The sequence below is a fragment of the Paenibacillus sp. FSL K6-2859 genome (genome assembly GCF_038008265.1).
GTDB lineage: Bacteria > Bacillota > Bacilli > Paenibacillales > Paenibacillaceae > Paenibacillus_AQ > Paenibacillus_AQ nitricinens.
The window spans coordinates 3085161-3109397 of sequence record NZ_JBBOYU010000001.1 but is presented as its reverse complement, the minus strand read 5'-3'; the positions used below and the strand labels follow the sequence as shown (position 1 = coordinate 3109397).

General features: G+C 42.8%; 26 protein-coding genes and 1 pseudogene. 4 read left to right on the top strand and 23 right to left on the bottom strand.

The features are described from left to right. Window positions 1–162: 162 nt before the first annotated feature. The 4 genes from MHB64_RS13750 to MHB64_RS13735 form a co-directional block, all read right to left on the bottom strand. A complete protein-coding gene (locus MHB64_RS13750) occupies window positions 163–906 on the bottom strand; it encodes an ABC transporter permease (RefSeq protein ID WP_179281745.1) in 744 nt (247 codons plus the stop codon). 48 nt (window positions 907–954) lie between these two features. Further along, window positions 955–1704: an ABC transporter permease gene (locus MHB64_RS13745; protein ID WP_256990638.1), complete on the bottom strand. Its 750-nt coding sequence runs from the start codon at window positions 1702–1704 to the stop codon at window positions 955–957. Window positions 1705–1828: 124 nt separating this feature from the next. Next, window positions 1829–2884: an ABC transporter ATP-binding protein gene (locus tag MHB64_RS13740; RefSeq protein WP_094878247.1), complete on the bottom strand. Its 1056-nt coding sequence runs from the start codon at window positions 2882–2884 to the stop codon at window positions 1829–1831. A gap of 78 nt (window positions 2885–2962) precedes the next feature. Next, window positions 2963–3742: a GTP cyclohydrolase II gene (locus MHB64_RS13735; RefSeq protein WP_094874108.1), complete on the bottom strand. Its 780-nt coding sequence runs from the start codon at window positions 3740–3742 to the stop codon at window positions 2963–2965. Window positions 3743–3936: 194 nt separating this feature from the next. On the opposite strand from MHB64_RS13735, the gene MHB64_RS13730 reads away from it, so the two are divergent. After that, the gene (locus tag MHB64_RS13730; protein ID WP_094874109.1) at window positions 3937–4263 is read left to right on the top strand and encodes a winged helix-turn-helix transcriptional regulator; all 327 of its coding nucleotides are present in this window, start codon (window positions 3937–3939) and stop codon (window positions 4261–4263) included. 91 nt (window positions 4264–4354) lie between these two features. Here the strand turns inward: MHB64_RS13730 and MHB64_RS13725 are convergent, their stop codons facing one another. The 11 genes from MHB64_RS13725 to MHB64_RS13675 all read right to left on the bottom strand — a co-directional run bounded on the left by MHB64_RS13725 (window position 4355) and on the right by MHB64_RS13675 (window position 13505). After that, the gene (locus MHB64_RS13725; RefSeq protein WP_094874110.1) at window positions 4355–5239 is read right to left on the bottom strand and encodes an ABC transporter permease subunit; all 885 of its coding nucleotides are present in this window, start codon (window positions 5237–5239) and stop codon (window positions 4355–4357) included. Next, window positions 5236–6198, bottom strand: coding sequence for an ABC transporter ATP-binding protein (locus tag MHB64_RS13720; RefSeq protein WP_341134621.1), 963 nt, complete (start codon window positions 6196–6198; stop codon window positions 5236–5238). The genes MHB64_RS13725 and MHB64_RS13720 overlap by 4 nt, the downstream gene beginning before the upstream one ends. Beyond that, window positions 6195–7316 carry a hypothetical protein gene (locus MHB64_RS13715; RefSeq protein WP_341134620.1) on the bottom strand — a complete coding sequence of 374 codons (1122 nt, stop codon included), beginning with the start codon at window positions 7314–7316 and terminating at the stop codon, window positions 6195–6197. The genes MHB64_RS13720 and MHB64_RS13715 overlap by 4 nt, the downstream gene beginning before the upstream one ends. A 53-nt stretch (window positions 7317–7369) precedes the next feature. Then, window positions 7370–7888: a sigma-70 family RNA polymerase sigma factor gene (locus MHB64_RS13710; protein ID WP_094874113.1), complete on the bottom strand. Its 519-nt coding sequence runs from the start codon at window positions 7886–7888 to the stop codon at window positions 7370–7372. Window positions 7889–8061: 173 nt separating this feature from the next. Beyond that, window positions 8062–8379 carry a hypothetical protein gene (locus MHB64_RS13705; RefSeq protein ID WP_042187762.1) on the bottom strand — a complete coding sequence of 106 codons (318 nt, stop codon included), beginning with the start codon at window positions 8377–8379 and terminating at the stop codon, window positions 8062–8064. Window positions 8380–8526: 147 nt separating this feature from the next. Continuing rightward, a complete protein-coding gene (gene nagE, locus MHB64_RS13700; protein WP_341134619.1) occupies window positions 8527–9984 on the bottom strand; it encodes an N-acetylglucosamine-specific PTS transporter subunit IIBC in 1458 nt (485 codons plus the stop codon). A 48-nt stretch (window positions 9985–10032) separates the two neighbouring features. Further along, complete coding sequence (locus MHB64_RS13695; protein WP_042187759.1) at window positions 10033–10539, bottom strand: PTS sugar transporter subunit IIA; 507 nt, start codon at window positions 10537–10539, stop codon at window positions 10033–10035. Window positions 10540–10561: 22 nt separating this feature from the next. Continuing rightward, window positions 10562–11428 carry a PRD domain-containing protein gene (locus MHB64_RS13690; RefSeq protein ID WP_371916535.1) on the bottom strand — a complete coding sequence of 289 codons (867 nt, stop codon included), beginning with the start codon at window positions 11426–11428 and terminating at the stop codon, window positions 10562–10564. A gap of 219 nt (window positions 11429–11647) precedes the next feature. Continuing rightward, window positions 11648–12034 carry a DivIVA domain-containing protein gene (locus tag MHB64_RS13685; protein ID WP_094874127.1) on the bottom strand — a complete coding sequence of 129 codons (387 nt, stop codon included), beginning with the start codon at window positions 12032–12034 and terminating at the stop codon, window positions 11648–11650. A 93-nt stretch (window positions 12035–12127) separates the two neighbouring features. Next, window positions 12128–12487 (bottom strand): helix-turn-helix transcriptional regulator, encoded by a 360-nt coding sequence (locus MHB64_RS13680; protein WP_042127258.1) that lies wholly within the window; start codon window positions 12485–12487, stop codon window positions 12128–12130. A 448-nt stretch (window positions 12488–12935) separates the two neighbouring features. Further along, entirely contained in the window at window positions 12936–13505 is a 570-nt protein-coding gene (locus MHB64_RS13675; protein WP_094874117.1) for a GNAT family N-acetyltransferase, read from the bottom strand. 121 nt (window positions 13506–13626) lie between these two features. Between MHB64_RS13675 and MHB64_RS13670 the strand changes: the two genes are divergently transcribed. After that, the gene (locus tag MHB64_RS13670; protein WP_341134618.1) at window positions 13627–14517 is read left to right on the top strand and encodes a GNAT family N-acetyltransferase; all 891 of its coding nucleotides are present in this window, start codon (window positions 13627–13629) and stop codon (window positions 14515–14517) included. 113 nt (window positions 14518–14630) lie between these two features. On the opposite strand, the gene MHB64_RS13665 is transcribed toward MHB64_RS13670, so the two are convergent. From MHB64_RS13665 to hrpB, 6 genes and pseudogenes are all read right to left on the bottom strand, one after another. Beyond that, on the bottom strand, window positions 14631–15575 hold the full coding sequence (locus MHB64_RS13665; RefSeq protein WP_094874119.1) for a GNAT family N-acetyltransferase: 945 nt from the start codon (window positions 15573–15575) through the stop codon (window positions 14631–14633). Between the two features lie 308 nt (window positions 15576–15883). Next, a complete protein-coding gene (locus tag MHB64_RS13660; protein ID WP_094874120.1) occupies window positions 15884–16078 on the bottom strand; it encodes a hypothetical protein in 195 nt (64 codons plus the stop codon). Between the two features lie 24 nt (window positions 16079–16102). Beyond that, window positions 16103–16231 carry a hypothetical protein gene (locus MHB64_RS13655; RefSeq protein ID WP_256716254.1) on the bottom strand — a complete coding sequence of 43 codons (129 nt, stop codon included), beginning with the start codon at window positions 16229–16231 and terminating at the stop codon, window positions 16103–16105. A 26-nt stretch (window positions 16232–16257) separates the two neighbouring features. Continuing rightward, window positions 16258–17124, bottom strand: a complete 867-nt coding sequence (locus tag MHB64_RS13650; protein ID WP_094874121.1) for an NAD-dependent epimerase/dehydratase family protein — start codon at window positions 17122–17124, stop codon at window positions 16258–16260. A 233-nt stretch (window positions 17125–17357) separates the two neighbouring features. Then, the gene (locus MHB64_RS13645; protein ID WP_094874122.1) at window positions 17358–17942 is read right to left on the bottom strand and encodes a general stress protein; all 585 of its coding nucleotides are present in this window, start codon (window positions 17940–17942) and stop codon (window positions 17358–17360) included. 96 nt (window positions 17943–18038) lie between these two features. Beyond that, window positions 18039–20530 (bottom strand): annotated as a pseudogene (hrpB, locus tag MHB64_RS13640) (ATP-dependent helicase HrpB). Window positions 20531–20687: 157 nt separating this feature from the next. Between hrpB and MHB64_RS13635 the strand changes: the two are divergent. Beyond that, window positions 20688–21113 carry a GNAT family N-acetyltransferase gene (locus tag MHB64_RS13635; protein WP_341134617.1) on the top strand — a complete coding sequence of 142 codons (426 nt, stop codon included), beginning with the start codon at window positions 20688–20690 and terminating at the stop codon, window positions 21111–21113. Between the two features lie 118 nt (window positions 21114–21231). On the opposite strand, the gene MHB64_RS13630 is transcribed toward MHB64_RS13635, so the two are convergent. Continuing rightward, window positions 21232–21663, bottom strand: coding sequence for a DnaJ family domain-containing protein (locus MHB64_RS13630; protein ID WP_445671611.1), 432 nt, complete (start codon window positions 21661–21663; stop codon window positions 21232–21234). A gap of 1188 nt (window positions 21664–22851) precedes the next feature. Here MHB64_RS13630 and MHB64_RS13625 point away from each other — a divergent pair. Next, the gene (locus MHB64_RS13625; RefSeq protein WP_094874599.1) at window positions 22852–23328 is read left to right on the top strand and encodes an SRPBCC family protein; all 477 of its coding nucleotides are present in this window, start codon (window positions 22852–22854) and stop codon (window positions 23326–23328) included. On the opposite strand, the gene MHB64_RS13620 is transcribed toward MHB64_RS13625, so the two are convergent. Then, window positions 23320–24129, bottom strand: coding sequence for an SDR family oxidoreductase (locus MHB64_RS13620; RefSeq protein WP_094874598.1), 810 nt, complete (start codon window positions 24127–24129; stop codon window positions 23320–23322). The two genes, MHB64_RS13625 and MHB64_RS13620, sit on opposite strands and share 9 nt — an antisense overlap. Between the last annotated feature and the right edge of the window lie 108 nt (window positions 24130–24237).

The following is a 24237-nucleotide window of genomic DNA, read 5'->3' as shown; positions in this document are numbered from 1 at the left end:
TGATCCATTGTCAATCGATGCTAAGGAAACGTTCTTATCGAATTCAGAAACAAAACTATGATAGCGAAGTTATTAATGATTTTAGCATATTCATGAATTAGGAGTAAAAAAAAAAGACTACCCGAAGGTAGCCTTTCCAACATAACAAGACTCTAGCTTAACTCAAGAGCCCGCTCCCTTATATCTTCTAACACCATAACTCCATGCTAACAGACCAATCCCAAGGAATATCGCACCTACAACAGGTGTCATCAGCGCAAGGTTTGTCATCTCATCACGCTGCAGGAAGAGCGCTGCCGGATAGACTCCGACGAATGCAAACGGAATGACCCACGTAAGCAGCACCTGAATGGCGCGATTGTAGATCGTTACCGGATAACGACCGTAGGTCTGAATGTTGTACATTAACGGGAGAATCCCTGTTGGAGCATCAGAATAGAATGATAAAGAAGTCAGTGTCGTATAAATCCCCGTATAAATGGCGACGGCACTTAACGTAAGAATGATCAGAGCCGGTATCGTCCACCATTCAAAGGGAAGACCCAGATTACTACCACTGATGGCCATAATAATAATACCTATGAATGAGCCCATTAGTGCTGGTGGATCAACATTTTCCAAAAAAATCTGGAACAGATTATGCGCCGGACGCGTCAAAATACGGTCCATCTCACCTTTGACGATATAACGCTCACTAAATCCCCATAGATTCACAAAACAACTAAACACCCCAAAAGGCACCATAAAGAACCCATAAACGAACACTACTTCGTTCTGATTCCAGCCGCCAAGGCTATCCGTATGCATGAAGATTACTAGTATAAAGATAAAGTTTGTAGCCTGAAAGAGCAAATCCGATATGACTTCTACCCAGAAATCGGCGCGATAGGTGAGCCGGGACTTCATATAATTCTTGATGTATTCAATTAATAATCCAAGGTAATACACGTTTCCTCAACCTCCCTGCACGAAGAGACGCTGCCGCGCCGCATGATATAACCAGACAATTGGAATCAGTAAGGCCAGGAACCAAACGATCTGTATCCCCAGTACATTCCAAATCCCAACCCCTTGTACCCGTCCTGTAAATACAGAACCTGGCAAGTAAGTAATCGCCTGAAACGGCAGCACCTTAAGTATAGAAGATAGCCAGTCAGGAAACAGACTGATCGGCACGATCAGACCAGAGAACAGATCAACAATTACCCGCTTCATACGCATCATGCCCTCATTATTCTCAACAAAGAAAGCCGAGAGCCCCGTAATAATATTGATCTGTGAATTAATCAAAAAGCTGAAAAAGAGCATTACAAGAAAACCCGCCCAAGCAGTTGGTGCTGTCGGTAATTGAACCGGGAACAACAACATCGCTATAGCCATACCCGGAATCATAAACAAGAGGAAGCGGAACATTCCCTCACCGAGTCCTTGCATCATTTTGACTAAGACATAGTTATAAGGCCTTATAAACTGGATAGCGATACTTCCGTCTCGTATATCCGTAGAGATCTCACGATCTAGATTATTAAAATAAAACGCACGAGCCATCCAAGAAACAGCGACATAAGACGTCATTTGCGTTGCGGTAAAGCCACCAAGTGAATCCCCATTACCATAAATGGCCATCCACGTGAAATAGTTAACTCCGATATTCAGTGAATAGATCAGAATACCTGAGTAGTAGTTAATCCGATAAGCAAGCATGGTAAGGAACCGGATTCGTATAAAATCTAAGTACGCCCCAAATAGTAATCTACGACTATTCTCTGGAGGACCACCTGAAGAACCTCCTGAGGACGAAGACATAGCTGTTGCAGCATTAAGCTTATCAGACATGTAAAGCCTCTCTTTCATCCTTCAGAGCGGCAGCTTGTTTCTCTGGTTTATCCGCAGACCCGGATTGATAAATACTGCGAACAATATCGTCCGTATTCGTCTCAATGATTTTGATATCAGTAATGTCGGCTTTCCCTACTACCCGTCCCAAAACATCAGATACATTTAAATCCAGCGGTATCCAAACCGATGCTCCAAGATCGTTGTCTGAAGACCAAGTAACTGGCATCCCATCAGTCCAAAGCTCAAGCAATTGCCGTTTCGTTGCATTTCCGAATTGAAATTGAACTTCACGTCCGGTTCCCCAGCGCTGTTTCAGATCTTCTAGGCCGCCGTCATAAATAATCCGACCATCATCAAGCATGATCACCCGCGAGCAAAGAGCCTCAATATCTTGCAGATCATGTGTAGTCAACAGTATGGTTGTTCCATGCTCACGGTTCATATCTTTAAGGAATTCACGGATCTCTGACTTCACCACAATATCTAAACCAATGGTTGGCTCGTCCAGAAATACAATCGAAGGGTTATGAAGTAATGCTGCGACTAATTCACAACGCATCCGCTGACCGAGACTGAGCTTGCGAACAGGACGATTCAGTAGTTCTTGCAACTGCAATCGTTCGACCAATTCATCCAGCCGTTTCTTGAAGTCTTGTTCAGATACCCGGTATACCTTGCGCAGCAGCTGGAAGGATTCAATGACCCCAATGTCCCACCACAGCTGGCTGCGTTGCCCGAACACCACACCGATGTTCTTCACGAATTTCTCGCGCTCCAAATAAGGAACATAACCGCCCACCGTAAGATTTCCAGAAGTGGGTACGAGAATACCCGTGAGCATTTTGATCGTGGTTGATTTCCCAGCACCGTTCTCACCGATATAACCACAAATCTCACCTTCGGGAATGGAAAAGGAAATATCCTTCACAGCCGTTACTTCCGTATACTCCCTTTTAAACAAATCAGCGAAGGCCCCTTTGAGACCTTCGCGGTTTTTTTGTACTTTGAATGTTTTGCGTAAGTCTTGTACTTGAATAGCAGTCATATTGTACCTCACTAAGCTTAAAGTTGGGTTCCAGTAACCCATTATAATCGAAGGAGTGCAAAAGCACTACCTCAATTTTTACTTAGCCAGTCTTCCTACAATTGGATTCGCTTCTTTCACTGCCTCTAAATGTCCTGAACGAGCCACTTTGGTGCGTAAGTATTTCTCGTTAAAAGAAGATACATCTCCCCACAGCGCTACTCTTTTCACTGCATTCATACCTGCAGTCTTGAGAGCTTCCAGTTTCTTCGGATTGTTCGTAATTAACGTGACTGGTTTATGACGCAGATGCTGTAGAACGCTAATCGCTTCTTCATAATTTCTTGAATCATCAGAAAAACCCAGCTCTAAATTAGCCTCAACTGTATCGTATCCTTCTTCTTGTAAAAGATACGCTAAAGATTTGCTAAACAATCCAATGCCTCTGCCTTCATGGTTAGCAAGATAGAATAACGCACCTGAACCATGTTCGACGATCATTTTCATGGACTGATGCAGTTGGAAGCCACAATCACAACGTTTGCTGCCAAAAATATCGCCGGTATGACAAATGCTATGCATCCGTATCAAAGCTTCATCTGAAGCTTCGAAATCACCATATACTAAAACACTGGATTGCTGACCATCTGCGAGGCTCATGGAAGGTAACTTTGAAATCAAAGCAGCTGTTGCTTCACTATTATCACCAAGAAGCTCTGCATCCGTAGTGTTCAGCCAGTTGTACCATTTAAAAGTAACAGTCTCTCCGTCTAAATTCACGGGTAAAGTAATCGGTCCAACCAATATATTTGTACTGTTTTCTAAAGGAATTCGAGTAATTTTATTTTGTAGGATAGAAATAATATCTGGTTTTGTCATGTGTGACACCTTCCTCAATGTTCATCTAGTATAGTTTCAGCTATACATAAAGATTAAATATTAGTTAAAATATAAGTAACTATTTGTAAGTAAGTTTATCATTGTAATATAACTTCGTCAAGTTATAATATATCTTTAAATATTTATAATTACTTTATGTAAGTTTATGATATAATGAATGTCGAGGTGATATTATGAATGATTTCAACATGTGTCCTCGCTTTGAAAAAGCGGTAGACTTGCTAAGTAAACGTTGGGTCGCGCTGATCGTTTTCGTGCTTATGCCTGGCCCTCGTCGTTTTGGCGAAATTGAAAGCTGTCTGTCCAATTTAAGTGGTAAAGTGCTATCCGACCGATTAAAAGAAATGGAAATCGAGGGTATTATTGAGCGAACCGTATATCCAGAAATGCCAGTACGCATTGAGTACTCCCTTACTCCAAAAGGTACCGCGTTGGCTCCTATACTTGGTGAAATTGGGAATTGGTCTACGGATTGGATTGAGCTTAGTGTTAAAAATTAATCCGACTTATACTAACTTGAAGAGCCCTTTTTGTTCCGAAAATCCGGCAACAAAAAGGGCATTTTAAGTTTTTCGATATATTGTTAAACTGCTATAGATCCTTCCGTTGAAATCGATACAATCCAATTAAGAAGGCCAACAGTGTATAGAAAATCGCATAGACGATAAATGTATTAGATGGGACTGAGGTCAAATTATCTAATCCAAATAGACTATTGGAAGCATTAAACATCCCGTTCATTTCGTTAATACTAAACAGTTCAGCAGTCATTCTGCGCTGTAACCCGTCTACAGGCATAAGTAAGGACATTATCCCCGTCATATTATTTAGAGTGCTAAGTGCTTCGGGCTCAGATAATAAAGAACTACTTACCTTGTCAATCATTCCTCCAAGCCATCCTGCTCCATAAAGCATCGTCATAAAGACTCCATTCCCAAGGGCTGAGAAGAATCCTGAACCCAGCATAGAAACAGTTATTAGCAACGGTACGATGGAAGAAAAGAGCAAAAATGATTTGAATAACGCTAATCCATCTCTTGGAATTGCGGCATGGGCTTGCGTAATTAGCAATATAGAAATAAATAAAATCAGCGCATAACCTATTCCCAGTGTTACATAACCAAGCCAGCGGCCTGCATACCATTTCCAGCGCGGAATGGCTCTTGGAAGCAAGGCTTGCATCACTCCCTGCTCTGCCTCACCGGATATGGCGGAAAATGAACTAAAAATAGCTAAAAAAGCAATTACAAAAGCTCCGAAGAAAAATCCAAACGATAAAATAAATAAACCATTTGTAAAACGAATAAGAAGTTCTTCTCCGCTAGGAAAATTAGAACCGTGAGACATAGAACTTTGCCCGATCGTACCCGCAATAAACCAGAACCCAATAAGAAAAACCACGGTCATAAGTAATGTCAGCACCATTACTCTTTTGCGCATCAGCTCTTTCCAGGTCATACCCATTATAATTCTCATTCGTGCTCACCTCTGTGGCTTAGTCCTGATACAGCATTCATAAACCACTCTTCTAGACGTTCTTGCTGATGTGAAACTTCATATAAGGTCATCCCTTGTTCTATAATCAGTGTATTCAGCCAACCCACCTGCTCTTCACTTTCCAGCTCCGCTTCCAACCAAACCCTGCTACTATCTATGGATTCTTCGGTATGGGAAGACACCCGGATCTGCAAGCCTGTCTGATCTTTTAGCCACGACAATAAAATAGGCGCATAGCCGCCTACTTTAAATCGCCAGCTCATACGCTTGTTTAACACCTCGGACACTTTACCATGCCGGAGAATAACTCCGTTATTCAGTAGCGCCATTCGGTCGCAAAGCACTTCAACATCCTCTAACAAATGAGAGTTTAGAAATATCGTAACCCCTTTTTCTTTTAGAGTCTGTAATATACGCCGGACTTCCTGACGTCCGATTGGATCTAGAGCCGATGATGGCTCATCCAAAAACACGATAGCCGGCTCATTAACAAGTGCACAAGCTAATCCCAGTCTTTGCTGCATTCCTTTAGAGTAATGCTTCACTCGGTCACGTCCACGCTTACCAATTCCAACCTCATCAAGAAGTTGTGGAATTCTCTTATCTGCTACAGACCGCTGCATTCCGCATAGTCTTGCATGCAGCCTTACAACCTCCTCACCCGTCAGCCATTCCTGATAACGATACAATTCGGGTAAATAACCGATTAGCGATTTCGCTTCTAGCGAACCAATCTTATGCCCGAACAATGTTCCACTGCCACTTGATGGATGAATAAGACCTACAAGCATTTTTACAAAGGTGCTTTTACCTGCACCGTTAGGGCCGAGGAAGCCAAAGGCTTCCCCTTTCCCTACAGTAATACTTACATCTCGACAACCGCGCCCGTTATCATATTCTTTAGTTAGAGACTTGGCTTCAATTGCTGCAGTACTCACGATTCAATCAGCTCCTGAACTTTGGTCATAAGCTTCTCTTTACTCGAATAGAGCTCACCTGACAAATTAAATAGCTGTCCATCCTGAATCCATGTAGCTTGATATACAGGACCGCGGCTGTATTCATAATTGTCAACAATAACTAAAATGTCACCCACAGTTATTTGCTCCGTATTTTCACCAGCAATTAACGGCATTGGGATTTCTCCGGATAAGACCCTGCTTTGCATTAAGCTAGTCTTCAAGTAATCTGGCAGCAGTGGGAAATTCATTACAGCTTCCAAAGCCTCTTCCACTTTAATAGAAGGATCAACGTTTAGTACAGGCGCATTCATCTGCGACAGACTCGCCCAATGTGTTTCGTCAGATGAGAGATTATAATTCACAGTTTCCGGAATATGAAGTGTTATAGGTTTACCGTCAATCGATTCAGGCAGCAGATGATCTGCTCCAATTTTTTTCAGGGCTTTGTTTACTTCGTCAACTTTCAGATTAAGCGTGATATCTTGTGAAGCACCCACCGAAACTATATTGTGTCCTTCCACTAAAGCAGTCTTTTTCGCTGGATATCCAAGGGTGGACTTCAGTTGATCTGCAGGCAACTCACCAATGTAAGCCCCGCTAGCGTTTGTAAACTCACCGAATTGATTAATGGATCGATTAAGTTCACCGTCTTCAGCCACCTGTGTGAAAATATTACGCAGATCACTCTCATGAACAACCGTGACCTGTTCCATCCGGAACTGATTCAGAATAGATGCCATTGCTGTATTGCCTATTGGGGTCGCAAGTATGACTGCAAAAACAGCTACACTTGCAGCTACAACTCCTAGCTTCCGACGACGGTTCATACGCAGTCGGCGCGGACGTTGTACATTCTTATCATGAGTAGTTACAAGGATGTCCTGTACTACTGTTGGTGTTGACTCTGATTGAAGATTCTCGACATTTGCTGGCTGACTTAAGTTAACAGAATCCTCAGTTTGAGCTTCACTAATTTGACTCCATTTTGCCCATTGAGGATTATAAGGTTCATTTTCTAACTTACTCTGTAGCTTGAGCCAGGCTTCGTCTGTACTTTGCTTATCTTTATCTTGCTTTCCTGAATTGTTATTCATTATTGTACCTCCTGATTTTAAAGATTACTTCGTAACTTCTCCTCAAAAGAAGCCTACTTCGTCTGGGGTATCGCCTTCGTTGCATTTTGTCTTAGTTTCTCTGTCGCTCGGTGGAGCAGGGTCCCTACTACTGGAGGTCTTACTCCAAGCTCTCCCGCGATTTCCACATAACTGTACCCCGAGTAGCGAAGTAGAAGTGCTTGTCTGTCTCTTTCAGGCAATTCATTCAGCCAGGCGTGTACATCTTCCTGATCTAGCTTACTGATTATGACATCTTCACCTGAAGGGGGAGATTCACTAGCATCATAAAGCTGCTCTTGTTTATTCTGCAGTCGCCGTTCCCTTGCTTTTTTGTCCAAATAATCATATCCAATACGAGTAAGGACTCTATGAAGCCAGGCCCCCAGCGCTGCTGGATCATCTGGTGGATTTCGGTACAATCTCAGAAAAACTTCTTGAGCTAAATCATCAGCCGCCGATTCATCACATACCAAAGCGGCAAGCTTACGGCGGACAATAGGGTGATGTTCATAAAATATTGTTTTAAAAATTTCAGATTCCGGAATTTCCATCGTGTAAATCCTCCTTATCAGCTGCAGCTATAAGTAAGACGACTGTCAGTACATTTTTGTATCAGAATTCTTCATAATTATCATAACCCATCATAATACATACAAAAAGACAGCCCCTAATTAATAAGGTAACTGTCTTCATTATTTCTCTTACAACTCTATTTTGATCCCAATTATCGAATTCGAATATACCGATTAAGAATCTTCTTGGATAAAATACTCCGCTCCAGCTTAAGCTCTAGAAGCTGTTCTTTCCAATGTAACACTTCATCTGATTCTTCATTCTTACGCAGCTTCTCAAACAACTTCATGATCAATATGTTAACGGAATCAAACCGTGACCATAATTCTATCACACTTTCTTCTTGAACCTGAGGTTCTTCCGATACTGTGTTAAGATTCTTTAAACTCTCTATGATGTCAGCCTGCCACTGTCCATCGTTAATTGCTTTGGCATAATTTAAAAGGTCCAGATAATCGTCGACTGACATATGTACAGACTCCTTTGTAAGGTTATACCAAGTATTATACTAGGTATTGTGTATATTGCAACACTTTATCCCCCTGATAATACAAAAAAACAAGGGCTAGTATGCGGACTAGCCCTTGCTAATTAAATTTAAACGGAGTACGTTAAGTTATAGTAACTTCTCGATTTCTTCTTTGTATTGCTCCGATTTCGGACCAAATACGATTTGCACAGCACCTTGACCAAGTCTCATCACACCTGAAGCTCCGAGTTGTTTCAGTGCAGAATCTTTAACAGCTTTTTCGTCTTTAACGATCAGTCGTAGGCGTGTAATACAAGCATCGATATTTTCGATGTTTGAAGGTCCTCCGATGTGCTCAAGAATTTGAGCAGCCTTGGAAGAAGCAACTGAACCCGTTGCGTTACCTCCAGTTGGTGCTACAAGCGCATCATCATCATCATCCTCACGTCCAGGTGTCTTAAGCTTGAACTTCGTGATGATAAAGCGGAATAACACGTAGTACAGAACGAAGAAGCACAGACCTACAGGGATAAGAATCCATGCATTGGTGGATAGTTTCATGTTCACTAGATAATCGATCAAACCAGCAGAGAAGCCGAATCCAAGTTTAACATCTAGAATGTACATTAGAGCCATAGAGAAACCTGTCAGTAATGCATGCACCAAGTACAAAACTGGTGCCAAGAACATAAAGGAGAACTCAAGAGGCTCCGTGATCCCTGTTAAGAAAGAAGCAATGGCAGAACCGATAAAGATAGAAGCAACCATTTTGCGTTTTTCAGGTTTAGCTGTATGAATAAATGCAAGCGCTGCACCTGGAAGCGCAAACATCATGATTGGGAAGAAGCCAGTCATAAACATCCCAGCTGTTTTATCTCCAGCGAAGAAGCGATACAAATCACCATGTACCAATTCACCCGCTGCATTCGTAAAGTCACCAATTTGGAACCAAGCAATCGTATTAAGTACATGATGTAGTCCGATTGGAATCAATAGACGGTTAGCTGTACCAAAGATGAAAGCTCCAACCGCACCGAGAGACACAACCCAGTTTCCGAAATCACTAATCACATCTTGTACAGGACTCCAGATCATCCCAATTAATACGGCAAGGACCATCGTGGAAGCTGCGGTAATGATTGGAACAAAACGTTTACCCGCAAAGAATCCAAGCCAATCTGGCATCTTAATATTATGATATTTCTTATATAGGAACGCTGCCCAAGCACCGGCAAATATACCACCAAGCACACCCATATTCAACACTACATCATCATTGATGAAGGAGAATTGAAGAGGTACAACTGCTAGAATCTTGGTCAGAACCATGTAAGCAATTACTGCTGACAAGGCTGCTACAGCATCCTTAGCAAATCCAATAGCGACCCCTACCGCAAAGATCAAAGCAAGGTTACCGAAGATTGCATTCGCTCCAGCGTTTAAAAAGGGCGCAAAATATTGATTCAGGAACCCCCCTACCGTAGCTCCTAGATGCAAATCTTTTTCATAGTTAAGCAAACCAAAGCCTTGAAGAATAGCTGCCGCTGGCATAGTAGCGACAGGAAGCATAAGCGACTTACCTAATTTTTGTAGAAAAGCCAACATAACAATATCATCCTTTCGATTCAATAGTAGTAATGCTCTATCAGCCTATTACTTTGAAGCCACTGTAAGAATCAGATCCTGTCCTGCTGTAACCTGACCATAATGTCCGTTCACTTGAGGTGGTGTTTCCTCCGTACTAGTCACGATTACAGGCGAAATTGTGTCACAGCCTGCTGCGCGAATAACATCCAGATCAAATTCGATTAAGGTTTGACCTGCCTTCACTTGATCTCCAGAGGCAATATGACTGACAAATCCGTTGCCCTTAAGACTGACAGTATCGATTCCGATATGTAACAGCAATTGCACACCGGAGGAATGTTCCAGAATAACTGCATGACTCGATTTCACGATATGAGCAACCGTGCCATCAAAAGGAGCTTTTAGTATTCCTTCGGAAGGTCTGATTGCAACTCCGCTACCCATATGACCACCAGCAAAGGTTTCATCCGGAACCTCAGTTAATGAAACTGCCTCTCCGCTGATAGGTGCCATGATTTCGATTGTATGTCCAGTATGTTTCTCTTCTTTTTTTGATTTCCATTTGGAAAACATATGCTCCACTCCTCTAAAGATGTTAGTTTTGCTTCACTAAAGTCTGAAATAATCGGTGTAAGTGCATTGCCAGGAAACACAGCTCTTCTTCTGGGATATCTACACCAAGAGATTTTTGCATCACTTTACCGAGCTTTTGAGATAACTTGTATTCTTCTTTGTATTCCTTCTTAATATGTTTCACAAAAGGATTATCTATTAGTGATCCTTTTAAAATACGTTCCAGTGAAAACCGTAAATGGATCATTAATCGAATATGATTCATACTGCCATGCTCAAAAGTTATATTCCGTTCTTGCTGTATCATATCCAGAAGTTCACTTACAATATTAGATGCTTTTACTAACTGACCCACCGATACATTGTTAACTGCGGAGTACACATGATAAGTTAAAAATCCAACCTCATCTTCGGGAATTTGCACCTGAAATTCAGCGTTGATCTTCTCTGATGCCTTGTAAGCGATATCAAATTCCTTCGGAAAAGACATCTTAGTTTCTTGTAAAAAAGGATTAATAATATCCATCCCGTTGCGCAGACGGTAAATGGTGAATTGAATGTGGCTCGGGAGTGCCAAATAAATCTTGTCGTTTAATTTGTCAGGAAATTGACTTTGGATATCAGCAATTATTTCATCAGTTATTCTCATCACTTTGGGATCTATGTCTTCCAGCAATATTTGATACTGACTCCAGGATTCGCGGTCTTCTAGACGAAACAATTTCTCAATACGAGGATCGTTTCCTTCAATCACACCTGAACCTTTCACAGCAAAACCAATGCCTTTACCGATGATGACATATTCCTTGCCGTTCTTGCTTCCCTGAACCATTACAACGTTGTTCCCAATCACACGCTGTACTTGAAATTGCTCGATCTCCCGCGACAAGCTCATCACTCCTTTCCCATATTATCGTCAATTAGGAACAAAAAAAGCCAAGAAATGTCTCATCGAGATGAAGACAATCCTTGGCTCATGCCCTTAACGGTAACACGCCACTAAAATATAAATGATCATTTATGAACATATCATAAATCATGAACTGCTAACTCGTCAATGGTAAATTTATAAATGTCAAGCGCAGCTCCTGAACTCAAAATTCTCGACTTATAAATAGCTTTCGATTTGGGGAAGCTTATCTTTAAGCTGACGAACATTGGTTTCCAGTTTTAGAATGACCTCTTCTAAGTCCTTTGGGTCGATGCCTCGAAGTACTGGGACCTGAATAACCTCTGTGGCTTTGGTTTCTGATTTTAATTCGCGCATCTCTATTTGCTGCTCCTGCCATTTATCCATCAGATCAGCAATTGTGGCATAAAAACGTTCGTAATCCTTGATTACGCTATCTAAAAATGTATCCACTTCCTCCGCATCGTAACCACGAAGCTTCATACTGAATTCTTTTTCATGTATGGTTAGAGCATCTAGTGTGATGCCAAGTTGGCTGAATAGCTTACGTTGTTTGTCCAATCGACGTTTCATATGTTCATCCATCATTTGTTACCTCCAAGTATATACTGCAATTATCCGGCAGTAACCATTATAACAGGGTGAGAGCATCCTGAAAATATAACTATAGTTCCAGTTCTAGAAGTTATCCGCAACCGCCTTGTTCAAAATACCTAGACAGCGGTCAAGATCCGTCTTCACCTGCTTCTTATATAGCTTCGCTTTCTCTTCACCATCAGAAGTAAAATGATATAAGACAATTTCTTGAAAATCCACCTTCGGGTCATTCCCTTTTAGCTGTTTAGTACGATATAAAATCCCTTGCTGTACCAGCTCATGCAGTGCGCGATAAATTTCGCTCTGTGGGGGGGAATAGCCATGTGCCTTGAAATCTCGACGTAAATCCTCAAGCATTTGGTATCCATACCCGCGATGTTGTTCTACCATTGTTATAAGATACACCTTGATAAAAGCCCGTTGAGCAATCATAAACGCCATATAAGCCCTCCTCATGTTGTGTTTTTTTGGTTAATCTTACCTTCTATAACTCTAGTATAAGCACTATTTTCCAACTTTCACAACCTGAAATGTGGGAGTGGGTTCACTTTTTCCGATTTGTATAGAAATTTAATAGGGATAGATGATGAATTTATTGAAAGTAACAAGATAGAGTTGTTTTTTGTGATTTTCTATTGTGAATTTTTCATATGATGAAAGTACAGAATTATTTGGTTGTACATGGTTGTATACCTTAATTTATCTAAATTTTCTTGGGTTTGATCCGTTTTGCTCGTACGTAACTGCCATCGGACCCAGCTGATCCTAAACGCTGTTTTACACCCCTTTTAGATTGCTAACGGACTCCACTGACGCTATTGACATAAAAAGCAACAAAAATACAGCTATTCTTAAGGAATAGCTGCAACTGAGTCCGAAACTACGCTCTCTAATTCATCGCGTTTTTCTCCATAAATTCTTCCTTCGTCAATCCAAACAATATCAAATCATAATATCGTCCGTTCGTGTAAATAACTTTCCGCCGCACACCCTCTTGCACGCAGCCGACTTTCTTTAACATCCCTATTGAACCTTCGTTGCCTTCAAGCGCACATTCATTAAATTTATTTAGCCGTCGCTCAAAAAAAGCATACTTTAAGAGAATGGTTATAGCTCTCGTTCCATACCCTTTCCCTCGATGATCTTTATCCACCTGCACGCCAATGCTGAACGTACCATTTTTCTCGTCAATGCTATTCAGATTTACGCCTCCAACATTTTCACCATGCAAATCTTCGATCGTAAACATTAGTCTATCTGATGAGAACTCAGCGTAAGTCTCCGCAAAATTTTTAGCTTCGGCAATGGTAGGTGGTAGTTCTACAGCACACTGTAAGAGTCGCCGCGCTGGAGTATCGAAACGATTCGTATAATAGCCTTCCCAATCCCCTTCTTGAATTGACCGTAATCTGATTTTCTCGTCTTTCCAGTAATAATTACTATAATCTATCTCTCTCATTTTCTAGCCTCCAAATCATTTCGGGATTGTTTTTTTATAATAAACATTACTTTAGAACGGTGTAGTAAGATATAACCATTAAACGTGACTATGAAAAACACTTTGGAAAAGAGGCTTACTTATGAGCGATTACCAATTGGTCAGTGATTATAAGCATATCAAAAAATATAAAGAAAGCTTTAATATATTAGCTAAATCTATCTTCGGGATTGATTTTTCGCCATGGTATGAACAAGGAGGCTGGAATGACAAGTATATCTGTTATTCCTATATCGATGGGGACCAAATGATCGCAAATGCATCCATAAACAAAATGACGATTATATTAAATCAAAAAGAGTATAATGCCATCCAAATTGGCACTGTAATGACACATCCTGATTATCGCATGCAAGGATTATCCAGGAGATTAATAGATCATATTATCGCGAAGTACGAACAGGAATATGACTTCATCTACTTATTTGCAAACGACAGCGCTTTGGATTTTTATCCCAAATTCGGATTTGAACGCATGCAAGAAAGCAGCTTTTCGATTAACGCTTCCAATCTTAGAAATCAAACGTCTAAAACCTTCTCTGTGCGTCCCTTATCTATGAATAGCTCCGTTGATCTCATCATGATAAAAAAATTCGCTGAAGGAAAAGTACCGGTATCCACTATACTCAGCGTTGTAAACAATGAACATCAGCTGCTGTTTTATTTCATCCTTCCTTTTCATGATTCCTTTTATTATATTGAAGAAGCTGACGTTGTAGTGATCTTTAAACATGAGGGTCATCAGCTTCATATTTTTGATATAATTAGTACAACAAGTCTGGATATCGAAGCGATATTGAATAGCATTATTTCTCCTGAAACTGAAATTATCCATTTTTATTTCACCCCAGATTATGCACTAGAGCATATGGAAACAGAATTAATCCCCCAGAGTGAGGATACGTTATTTGTTCGTCCACTTTTAAAAGAACTACCTAAACATTTCATGTTTCCCATAACCTCACATGCCTAGATAGGATGAAGAAGGCTGCCATCCGGTAGCCCTTTTTTAAAATTTTAGAAAGTATATATTCCCCGCTATACTCGCTTAAACGCTTACCGCCCTTATAAGGATACCGAAAACGTTTATGCTTGATCGTTCACGGGAATATACATGCTCTGTATCTCTTGTACTCCTTGAACAAATCCTAGATTTGTATAGACAGACTCCGCATCATTACCTTCCATGACATATAATCTAAGGAATGGATACTTATCTTTAAGGAGACTTAGTCCTCTTTTCAACATCAGTGTCGCTATCCCTTTGCCTCTATAACCGGGCATTACACCAATACTATAAACTGCTGCATAATCTCCTTGTAAGCCCAAGAGACAATTGGCAATTAACTGTCCTGATTTCCTATCATACACAAGCGTTGACGCGGTAAGTAATGCTTCATTCGTATAATTCGGTTCTTCACTTGGAATAAAATCTTCAAAGGAGAATTGCTTTCTTCTAGTCGCTTCGAGGCTTCCGGCAAAGCTAGCGTAGCTACATTCGGCGATCTGATCTTCAAGAATAAACCGTCTAGTACCTTTTCCATCATCTTCGATCTGTGGACTTTCAATTCTAAATTCTTCGTTCCATTCCACCTCGAAATGATCTGTAGGACGCTGCATCCAGCGACATCTGAACTCATCTGGCCAAAATCCTGCCCGCGCAAATAAATGAACTTGATCCGGTAGAACCTCGAAGGTTTTTATAGGCTCCGTTCGGTCAGACCAATATATCAAAAGCTTTTTTAGCAGTTTAAGCACCACAAATGTATCGTTAAAAGGTGGAATAACAAATAGATGATAAATCCGATTAGGTGACATCCTTACTCCACCTATTTTCGCCTCCCCTTTATAGATCCAAAAAGCATTCTTTTGGGCAGAATTGAACCCATCTTCTCTAAAAAATCCAATATACTGAATATTGTAATAAATGGAGCAATACACTCCCCACTCTTCCGATTCAGCCTTACGAATTGAATAATGATTACTTAGCTCATACGATATTTCATCCTCAGACCATCCCATTAATTGCATGTACAATTCCTCCTCGCTGCTACTTCACCTTCTATCATCTATAGTATCACTTCTTAAAGTAAATGATTGGTAATAAACACTTATATATTAATCTTTACAGTTTTCTAGAGAGCACAAACGCAAACTAACTCAGCAAGCTCAAGGTTCCTTTCTAAACCTGACTATCCTTACTTTGAATTTCATAAGACACGGCAAGTAGTAACAAAATGCCGACTCGATTCGTTCGTCTAGCCTCACTTAACCGTTTGTCGAGTCATGCATGCTGACGTCCAATATGAAAAAAAGACCGCCTATTGGCAGTCTTCTCCTTAATAAATTCTAGAGCATAGCCAAATGGCGGTTCCCACAGCGATAATACCTGCTAACGTTACAAATAGGACATACCCTCTCTTTGTTGTAGTAACCGTGTGATTATCATAAAATTCGGGTTTTCGTACGATTCCAAACCATAGATCCGCGATTAAATTCACGACCACTAGAGAGAAATTTTTTATTACCCCCACGTCATCACTCCTTTTCAACATTAGCTAACCAAGTTTATTATTAATTTCACTTAGTGACTCATTCATTTCGTCCATTTTCTTGATCATCGCATATTGATTGCTAATCATCATGATTAAACCAATAAAGAACAAAATCACAAGAAGTAAACTCATACTGCACTTCCTTTCAGTAGCTGAATTCATTCACTCTGGACATTCAAGCTCCGAGCAAATCCTGACCTCCATGACCGGTACAGTGGACTCCATTCGTAATCCATTCGGGCTTTCGTATTGGAGGCTCCCCGTTCCCATCCTTCTCTGCCTTCTTGAACATTAGGAGCAGGAGCATCTATGGTATCTGAATAAGCTGATAACCAATCCAATCCTTTAGCAGGCTCGTCGTCTACGATGTTCACAGGGCCTGAAGGCCAGTTCAGAGCAAGCACCGCTGCGTTAGCTGCATCCTCCACATGTAGGAATGATACAACTGCATCTGTCGCTGTCACTCGTCCTTGACGAATTTCCTCTGCCATATAGCCATTAGTGTCATACCATGTTCCTTGGCCGTACAACATTCCATACCGCAAGATCACATGATTTGGGATCTCGGCAACTGCTTTCTCTAGTGAGTATATACCTTCAATCGTTCTTCTCCGAGGCTCTAAAGCCTTAAGATCTAATGGAGTTTCCTCCGTAGCTGGCTCCTCTCCAGCTTCATAAGCCCATGAAATACTTTGTGCAATAATTTGTTCCACGCCAGCTGCAAGGGATGCATCCACAATATTTCGTGTTCCTTCTATTCTTATCCTGGAATTATCTGAGAAATTCCGCTGACTTAGTGAAGTTAGCTGATGAATAACCACTTCTGGCTGTGCTTTGTGAATGGACGTAAATATGGCCTCTCGATCGAAAACATCCGCGATTACCGCCTGTGCTCCACATTTCTCAATAAATGCTCTATTTTCTTCCTTATGGGTCATTCCGACAACCTCATGCCCCGCTTCAAATAACTTAGGTAGCAATAGCCGTCCTATCACGCCCGCTGCACCGGCTACAAATATCTTCATCTAATCCCTCCTTAAGAACAGCCTCTAAGTATAAACATTGCTATGTACATCAGAAATATCTGCCATTGTAACTGCTTTGTGCATTTTTCAGTTACTTCTCAAATATCCGAATATAATTTGGATTATTATCCATATCATACCACATGTATAACAAAGACTGCACCTCACAGCTTATCGCTAGGAGGTGCAGTCTTTAATGAATTGTTCATAGTAAAAGTAGGCCGATTAACATTTTAGATTTTATCGCGGTTATAAACTTCAGCCGTTCGGTCTGCTCTGTTAGCCATTGAATTACCTAGACGAGTATCTTCGTTATAGACGCCTTCGTAACGCTGAGCATTTAGTGAGCGATTGTCTCGGAACACATCATGCGCTTGATACCCTCGTCCATTATCCTCAACAAGCACAAGGATCTTGCCACTTTCTACGTATCCTTCGTATTCTTTTGCCTCATCCTCAGGAATGCCAAGACCGATCAGGCCGCCAACTAAGCCACCTGCACCTGCACCGACGGCTGCACCTGTTAATGTTGCCACAATAGGTCCCGCTGCCAGAATAGGACCAATGCCCGGAATGGCGAGCGCTCCGATACCTGCTAGAAGTCCGGTAACACCACCTAATACGCCGCCCGTAGCAGCACCTGTTGCCACTCCTTCGGGAGCTTTTGTACCTGTATCATCCGAAATATGTCTTAGCTCATCGCGATCACGTGTGATTACTGATATTTCATCATTACTGAACCCTTGATTGTGAAGTCCTTCAATGGCTCTGGTTGCTTCTTGTTCTGTATCAAAGATACCTACGATTTTTTTAGTCACTTGAAGCCCTCCTTAGTAATTGTCTTCGCTAGTTAATTACCCTGTAAGCTGAAGTCAAAACATCTAATTTAAAATTCAAGTGCACGAATAACCATATTATTTCTTGGGACGTGTTCGATGGGTCGGAATAGCTTGCAAAGGGTCGTCTGGCCAATAGTGCTTAGGATACCGTCCTTTTAGATCCTTTTTAACCTCAAAATAAGTGCCACGCCAAAAGCTTGCAAGGTCAGAAGTCACCTGCATCGGTCTTCTTGCCGGTGACAAAAGATGAAGCAAAACAGGTACCTTCCCCCCTCCAATTCTAGGGGTGTCTAACTGTCCAAACATCTCTTGCAAACGCACAGCCAGTACGGGAGCAGCTGGATTAGCATAGTCCACCGGCACACGCGAGCCACTAGGAACTGTTATATGTGTCGGTGCTTCCTGTTCAAGAAGCTGTCGCTGATTCCAGTCCAGCAGCCCCTCAAGCGCCCGGGATAACGGGATTCGCTGAAGATCGCGCAAGTTCCGCATACCCTGAATGTAAGGTAATAGCCATTCATTCAGCGTCTCAATTAATGATTCATCTGAGACATCCGGCCAATCTGAACGTAAGGCATGCATAAACATTAACCGCTCACGAAGCTGCAGGGTTCCCTTTTCCCACGGTAAGATATCAATCCCATCCTCTGCGATTACACTTAGCAGTACTTTCGCTGTTTCTTCTGCGGAGGGTCTTTCATGTGACGTTTCTTTTAAGACAAGAGCGCCAAGCATCGTTTGGCGGCGTTTTTTCACGCTTCCACTTTCTTTATCCCAATACACGTCAGAATCCTCTATGATGTGATCTGCATGATATTTAAGCAGTTGTCCTTCTTCTAGCTCAGCTGCCAGCAAGATTGCGCCTTGTGTGGCTCGATCGTCAACAGATGCAGCCACAATATAAGCGGATCGGGCCAGAGGTTGCCCTTCCCGCATGGCCACGCCACGACCGGCGGATAGCAGAAACGCGCCATCACCGCGTTTCTGCCCGATACGGTCAGGATAGGCGAACGACAGAAGCAGCCCGCAGGGGCTGATGTCGTTCACGGTCCCGACCGGCGCTGCTTGCAGCTGCGCCAGAAATTGCGGCTCTCGCGCACCACCGCGCGCAGAGCCGCAGGGTCCGCTCCGCCCGTATCGGCGGAGCGCTCGAACCGGAGCAGCGCCTCTACGCGGAGCGTGAGGTCGCAATCTTGTGCCGCGGGACCCTTGAACAGGTCCCGCTCTTGCAGCAGCGCCGCCAGCCGGCAGGCGAGCGGTGCTGCGCCAAGCTCTGCCGCGCGCAGCAGCATATGCGCGGCTCGCGGATGCGCGCCAAGCGCGGCCATGCTGCGGCCGTGCGGCGTGATGGCGCCGCCGGCGTCCAGCGCGCCGAGCTGGCGCAGCAACGCGGTGCCCTGCGCATAGGGCGCAGCGGGCGGCGCATCAAGCCAAGCTAGCGCGGCAGGATCGCGCACGCCCCACAGCGCCAGCTCCAAAGCGAGCTGCGCAAGATCCGTCTCCATAATCTCCGGCACATTGTCATCCGGAAGGCGATTATGTTCCTCCTGACTCCACAGCCTGTAGCATACGCCCGGAGCTGTCCGCCCGGCCCGTCCACGCCGCTGATCGGCAGAGGCTTTCGATACCGGAACCGTTGTAAGACTTGGCATTCCCGTACGCGGAGAGAAAATCTGCGTGCGACGCAGCCCTGTATCAATTACCGTTCGCACACCTTCAATCGTCAAGCTTGTCTCTGCAATGGAGGTCGCTAGCACGACTTTACGTTCACCTTCTTTAGACGGAGCCACTGCAGCATCCTGCATAACCTGTGGTAATTGTCCATACAAAGGGCGAAGTACGACCCCATCCGAAAGCTTACCCTGTTCCAGCTCATTTTGGGTTCTGCGAATCTCTCGTTCACCCGGCAAGAATACAAGAATATCTCCCGGCTGTTCAGCAAGCGCACGTCTCACTACGGCTGTGGCCGATTTTTCAATTGGAAGATTCCCTGTAGTTGGGGTATAGATAGTTTCCACCGGATAGGTTCGTCCCGGACAATCAACGACTGGCGCATCGCCCAACATAACCGAGACCCGTTTACTATCCAATGTTGCTGACATAATCAGAATCCGAAGATCATCACGCAGCACTGCCTGCGCTTCCAGCGCCAGAGCTAGTCCCAGATCCGCATGTAGACTACGCTCATGGAACTCATCAAAAATAATCAGACCCACATCCCCTAGTGATGGATCACTCTGAAGCATCCTCGTTAAGACACCTTCAGTCACTACAACAATTCGTGTATGCTTGCCTACCTTAGTGTCGTTCCGCATCCGATAACCTACCGTCTGTCCAACACTTTCTCCAAGGCAGGACGCCATGTAAGTTGCAGCTGATCTTGCAGCAAGTCTTCTGGGCTCTAGCATAAGAATGCTTTTACCAGCCATCCATGGCTCGTCCAGAAATGCCGGAGGCGTTCCTGTTGTTTTGCCCGCACCGGGTTCTGCAATCAGAACAGCCGCCGGTGAGGAGCTAAGTATGTTTTTAAGGTCTGGAAGCACCTGTAAAATTGGAAGCTGTTTCATTGTATCTCTCCATCGTTTGTAATAATATGTTATGATTTCCTTTGATGTGGTCTAAACCCTATTTATCATGTGCGAAAAAACTTCAAAGATCAAGATAAACTGTACTTACCATTTCAAGTATAACTTTCTTATATTATAGAAAAGGAGGCTTTCTAAAATGCTTGTAACTACAACTACTGCCGCTATTTCAGATTTATCTATACTCAGCAAGATCGATAGCATGGTCATTGGCAGCGAAAATCGCAAACCTAAAATCGAGCAATACATTCTAAACGAGCAATGTGTTGTAGCTTCGATTAACAGTGAGCCTGTCGGTTATGCTTGTTACGATACCACTTTTTTCGAATGCTGTTTTATTCAGCTTGTAATTGTGAATCCTAATTTCAGACGTCTCGGCATTGCCGGTGCACTTATTCGTTACATTGAAGAACATTCTCCAACCCCAAAGCTGTTTACTTCCACCAATGAGTCCAATACGATCATGCAGCAATTGTGTCTTTCTCTAGGATTTGTAAGAAGCGGAATCGTTGAGAATTTAGACGATGGTGATCCAGAATGGGTATATTTCAAGCAAGCAAGATGAGAATACACTTATGAAGCGAAGTACGCAAAAAGGCAACTCTTTCGTCTAAACCGACTTAGAGATGCCTTTATATCATACTATTTATCCTCACGTCCAAACAAAAGAACCCTAATAATCGTTATTCTTCTTCCCTAATTATCTGTTCGTGTATTTGAACACTGTATTCCATAAAAGCAGAATTACTATCTAAGCCTCGTTCACGCAGAAGCTCTTGCAGACGCAGCCTTTTCAATGACAATTTTGCCCGGATTGCCTTGCCTTCACTAGTTTCAATACCTCCGCTATTGTGGCAGGCAACGAGCAGCCCTTCGAGGGTAACGCATTCTGCACGCAATGATACTTCCTCGGGCACCAGCCCGGAATTCTTCATAATTTTGAACGACATGCGCAATTCTTCTGGCACGCCCGATAAATCCTCAAGCTCCAGTGGCTTGCCATGCCCAGGTAAATCTCGAAATTCCCCATTACGCATAGATTCTTGAATTCGCTGCTCAACCAGCCAGGACATCATCCCCATATACGCAGCCCCCTTCCCATTCACCAATGCCACACCCTATGATCCTCCTCGCCAAGGCAAAAGTATGGCAAGCAGAATTGCGTCTATTTTAGCATAAAAAACTGTAGATATACATCAAACTGCCGCAATGTATTCTTATAAAAGGCGATGCTTTTCCGCTCTGTGAATCTTCCTCGTCATCGCAGATCGTACGGACTAAGGAGCCCTAATTTCGCAATTTCAGGCTATTTTGCTACACTATCGGACTCAGTTGTACCTATTCACACAAATACACCCTATTTTTAATAGAAATTGTGGAAATAAGAGCTATGGCTATGCAGTCCGATACCGCTAAAATAAGCACTAAAAAGCTCAAATAGCTGCAATGCAGTCCGAAAAGTCTGCGCATCCTCATATTCGCCTCCGCAGATCGCTCAGGACTCAAGAGTCCCCATTCCGCAAATTCAATTCATTCTGCTACACCATCATTCTCTGCTCCCTGTCCGTAACATATTACAGACGCCTAACCAAACCGTACAATAGTTTTTTTTCATGCGAACAATTGTTATACTCGTTCTAATAAGCCTCAACTCAACAAGAAAAACGCCTGACGTCGTCCTTGGAGGTAGAGTTACAAGCTGAGTACATCCGTAATTCCATACTCGTATCCATATACACCTTCGTAGTGAGGTTCCGCTTACGGACCGAATGGCTTTATTTCGATGAAATGAGCACATATATTAGGGACGGACCGTATTGCACTTATTCCCTAATAACAAGCCCCTTCCCGGGTGATCTGGGGTGAATAACAGCGCTGGCTCATTTACGTTACCGGCGGCACATTGTATTCGGTTTTTCGCATACATTTGGCTCATTTACGTTACCGGCGGCACATTGTATTCGATTTTTCGCATACATTTGGCTCGTTTATGTTACCGTCGGCACATTGTATTCGATTTTTCGCATACATTTGGCTCATTTACGTTACTGGCGGCACATTTGTATTCGGTTTTTCGCATACATTTGTCCGTAGGCTCGACTAAAACATGCATTTCGGAGGATATAAGGTCCGCTCGGTTTTTAGAATCTGACGGATGACTCCTCGTTTATTTCATGTCTCCTGCTTCTTCACGTTCACCCCTCTTTCCTCTTTCTTCGGAGTTATCCACATTTTTTTGTATTGTATAATTTCCTAAACAATAAAAAAAGGACTACAGCAGTAGTCCAAAGGAGAAATATAACATGATAGCTAACCTCAAAAAAGTTGATGATCATTATGTCGCTCGTTTCGAACGTCAACTAAAACATCCCGCATCAGAAATATGGTCCTTTCTGACAGAGAATGAGAAGCTTGCTTTATGGTTCACTGAATTACGTGTTGAAGACCTGCGTAAAGGTGGATTAATCAAGTTTGATATGCAAGACGGGACCTTTGAAGAAATGACGATTACCGCCCTGCAACATGAATCCGTTCTTGAATTTACGTGGGCTGAAGATTCAGTTCGCTTTGAGCTATATCCAAATTCAGAAGGATGTTTACTCGTCTTGAATGAAACGATCCGAACGCTCACGCCACACACCCCCCGAGATTTAGCTGGCTGGCATGTATGTCTGGATGTGATCCAGCATCTTCTGGATGGTACCACGCTAGAGTCGCGAAAAGCTGAATGGAACGTTTGGTATGAACAATACCAAGAAGCGATCTCTAAATTAGGATAATAAAGACTCTGCTCCATCAATCACAATTTGCGCACCTGTAATATGAATGGATTCATCGGAAGCCAAAAAAGAAACTAGATCGGCAACATTATCCGGTTTACCCGGCCCATCTGCCAGCGGCTGCGCACCATCGGGAAATTCAATCGGAATGACAATCGTTTCTACCTCTTCGTTCATTTCAGTGGTTTCATCTATATTGGTAGCAATCGCCCCGGGGCAGATCACATTCACTCGGATTTTAAACTTAGCAAGCTCAAGTGCAGCCATTTTGGCAAAAGCCACCTGTCCAGCTTTGGTAGTGCTATACGTAGACCATCCAAAGCTGGCAAATCTAGTATTCCCATTGATGGAGCTAGTGATGATAATGCTACCTTTCCCTTTATCCTTCAGATGAGGGATCGTATATTTAAAGGTCAAAAAGGTCCCCGTCAAGTTCACCGACATCGTGCGTTCCCAATCACTCAAGCTCAGTTCCTCTATAGGTCCGACCGCACCATTGATTCCCGCGTTAGCGAATACTACATCTAAGCTGCCGAATTGTTCGACTGTCCTGCGAACGCCTTCCTCCATCCCTTTTTCATCCGAAGTATCTACCTCTATGGCTAATGCACTATCTTTGCGAAACTTGTTCAACTTATCCGCTAAAGATGAGGTACGTTCAAGATTCAAATCAAAAAGCGCTACATTAGCACCTTCCCTCGCCAGCTTAATAGCGGTAGCCCGGCCAATTCCTGAGCCCGCTCCTGTAATAATTGCTGTTTTCCCAATAAATCTTTGTTTCTTAGCTATGTTTGGACTCATATGTAATCTCTCCTTTAAGATCTCTAAGTGATGTACTATGGATCAAGATTACCCAAAACCATGTACACTGGAATCATCTTCACAAAAAAAATCCCCGTTCAAAAGCTT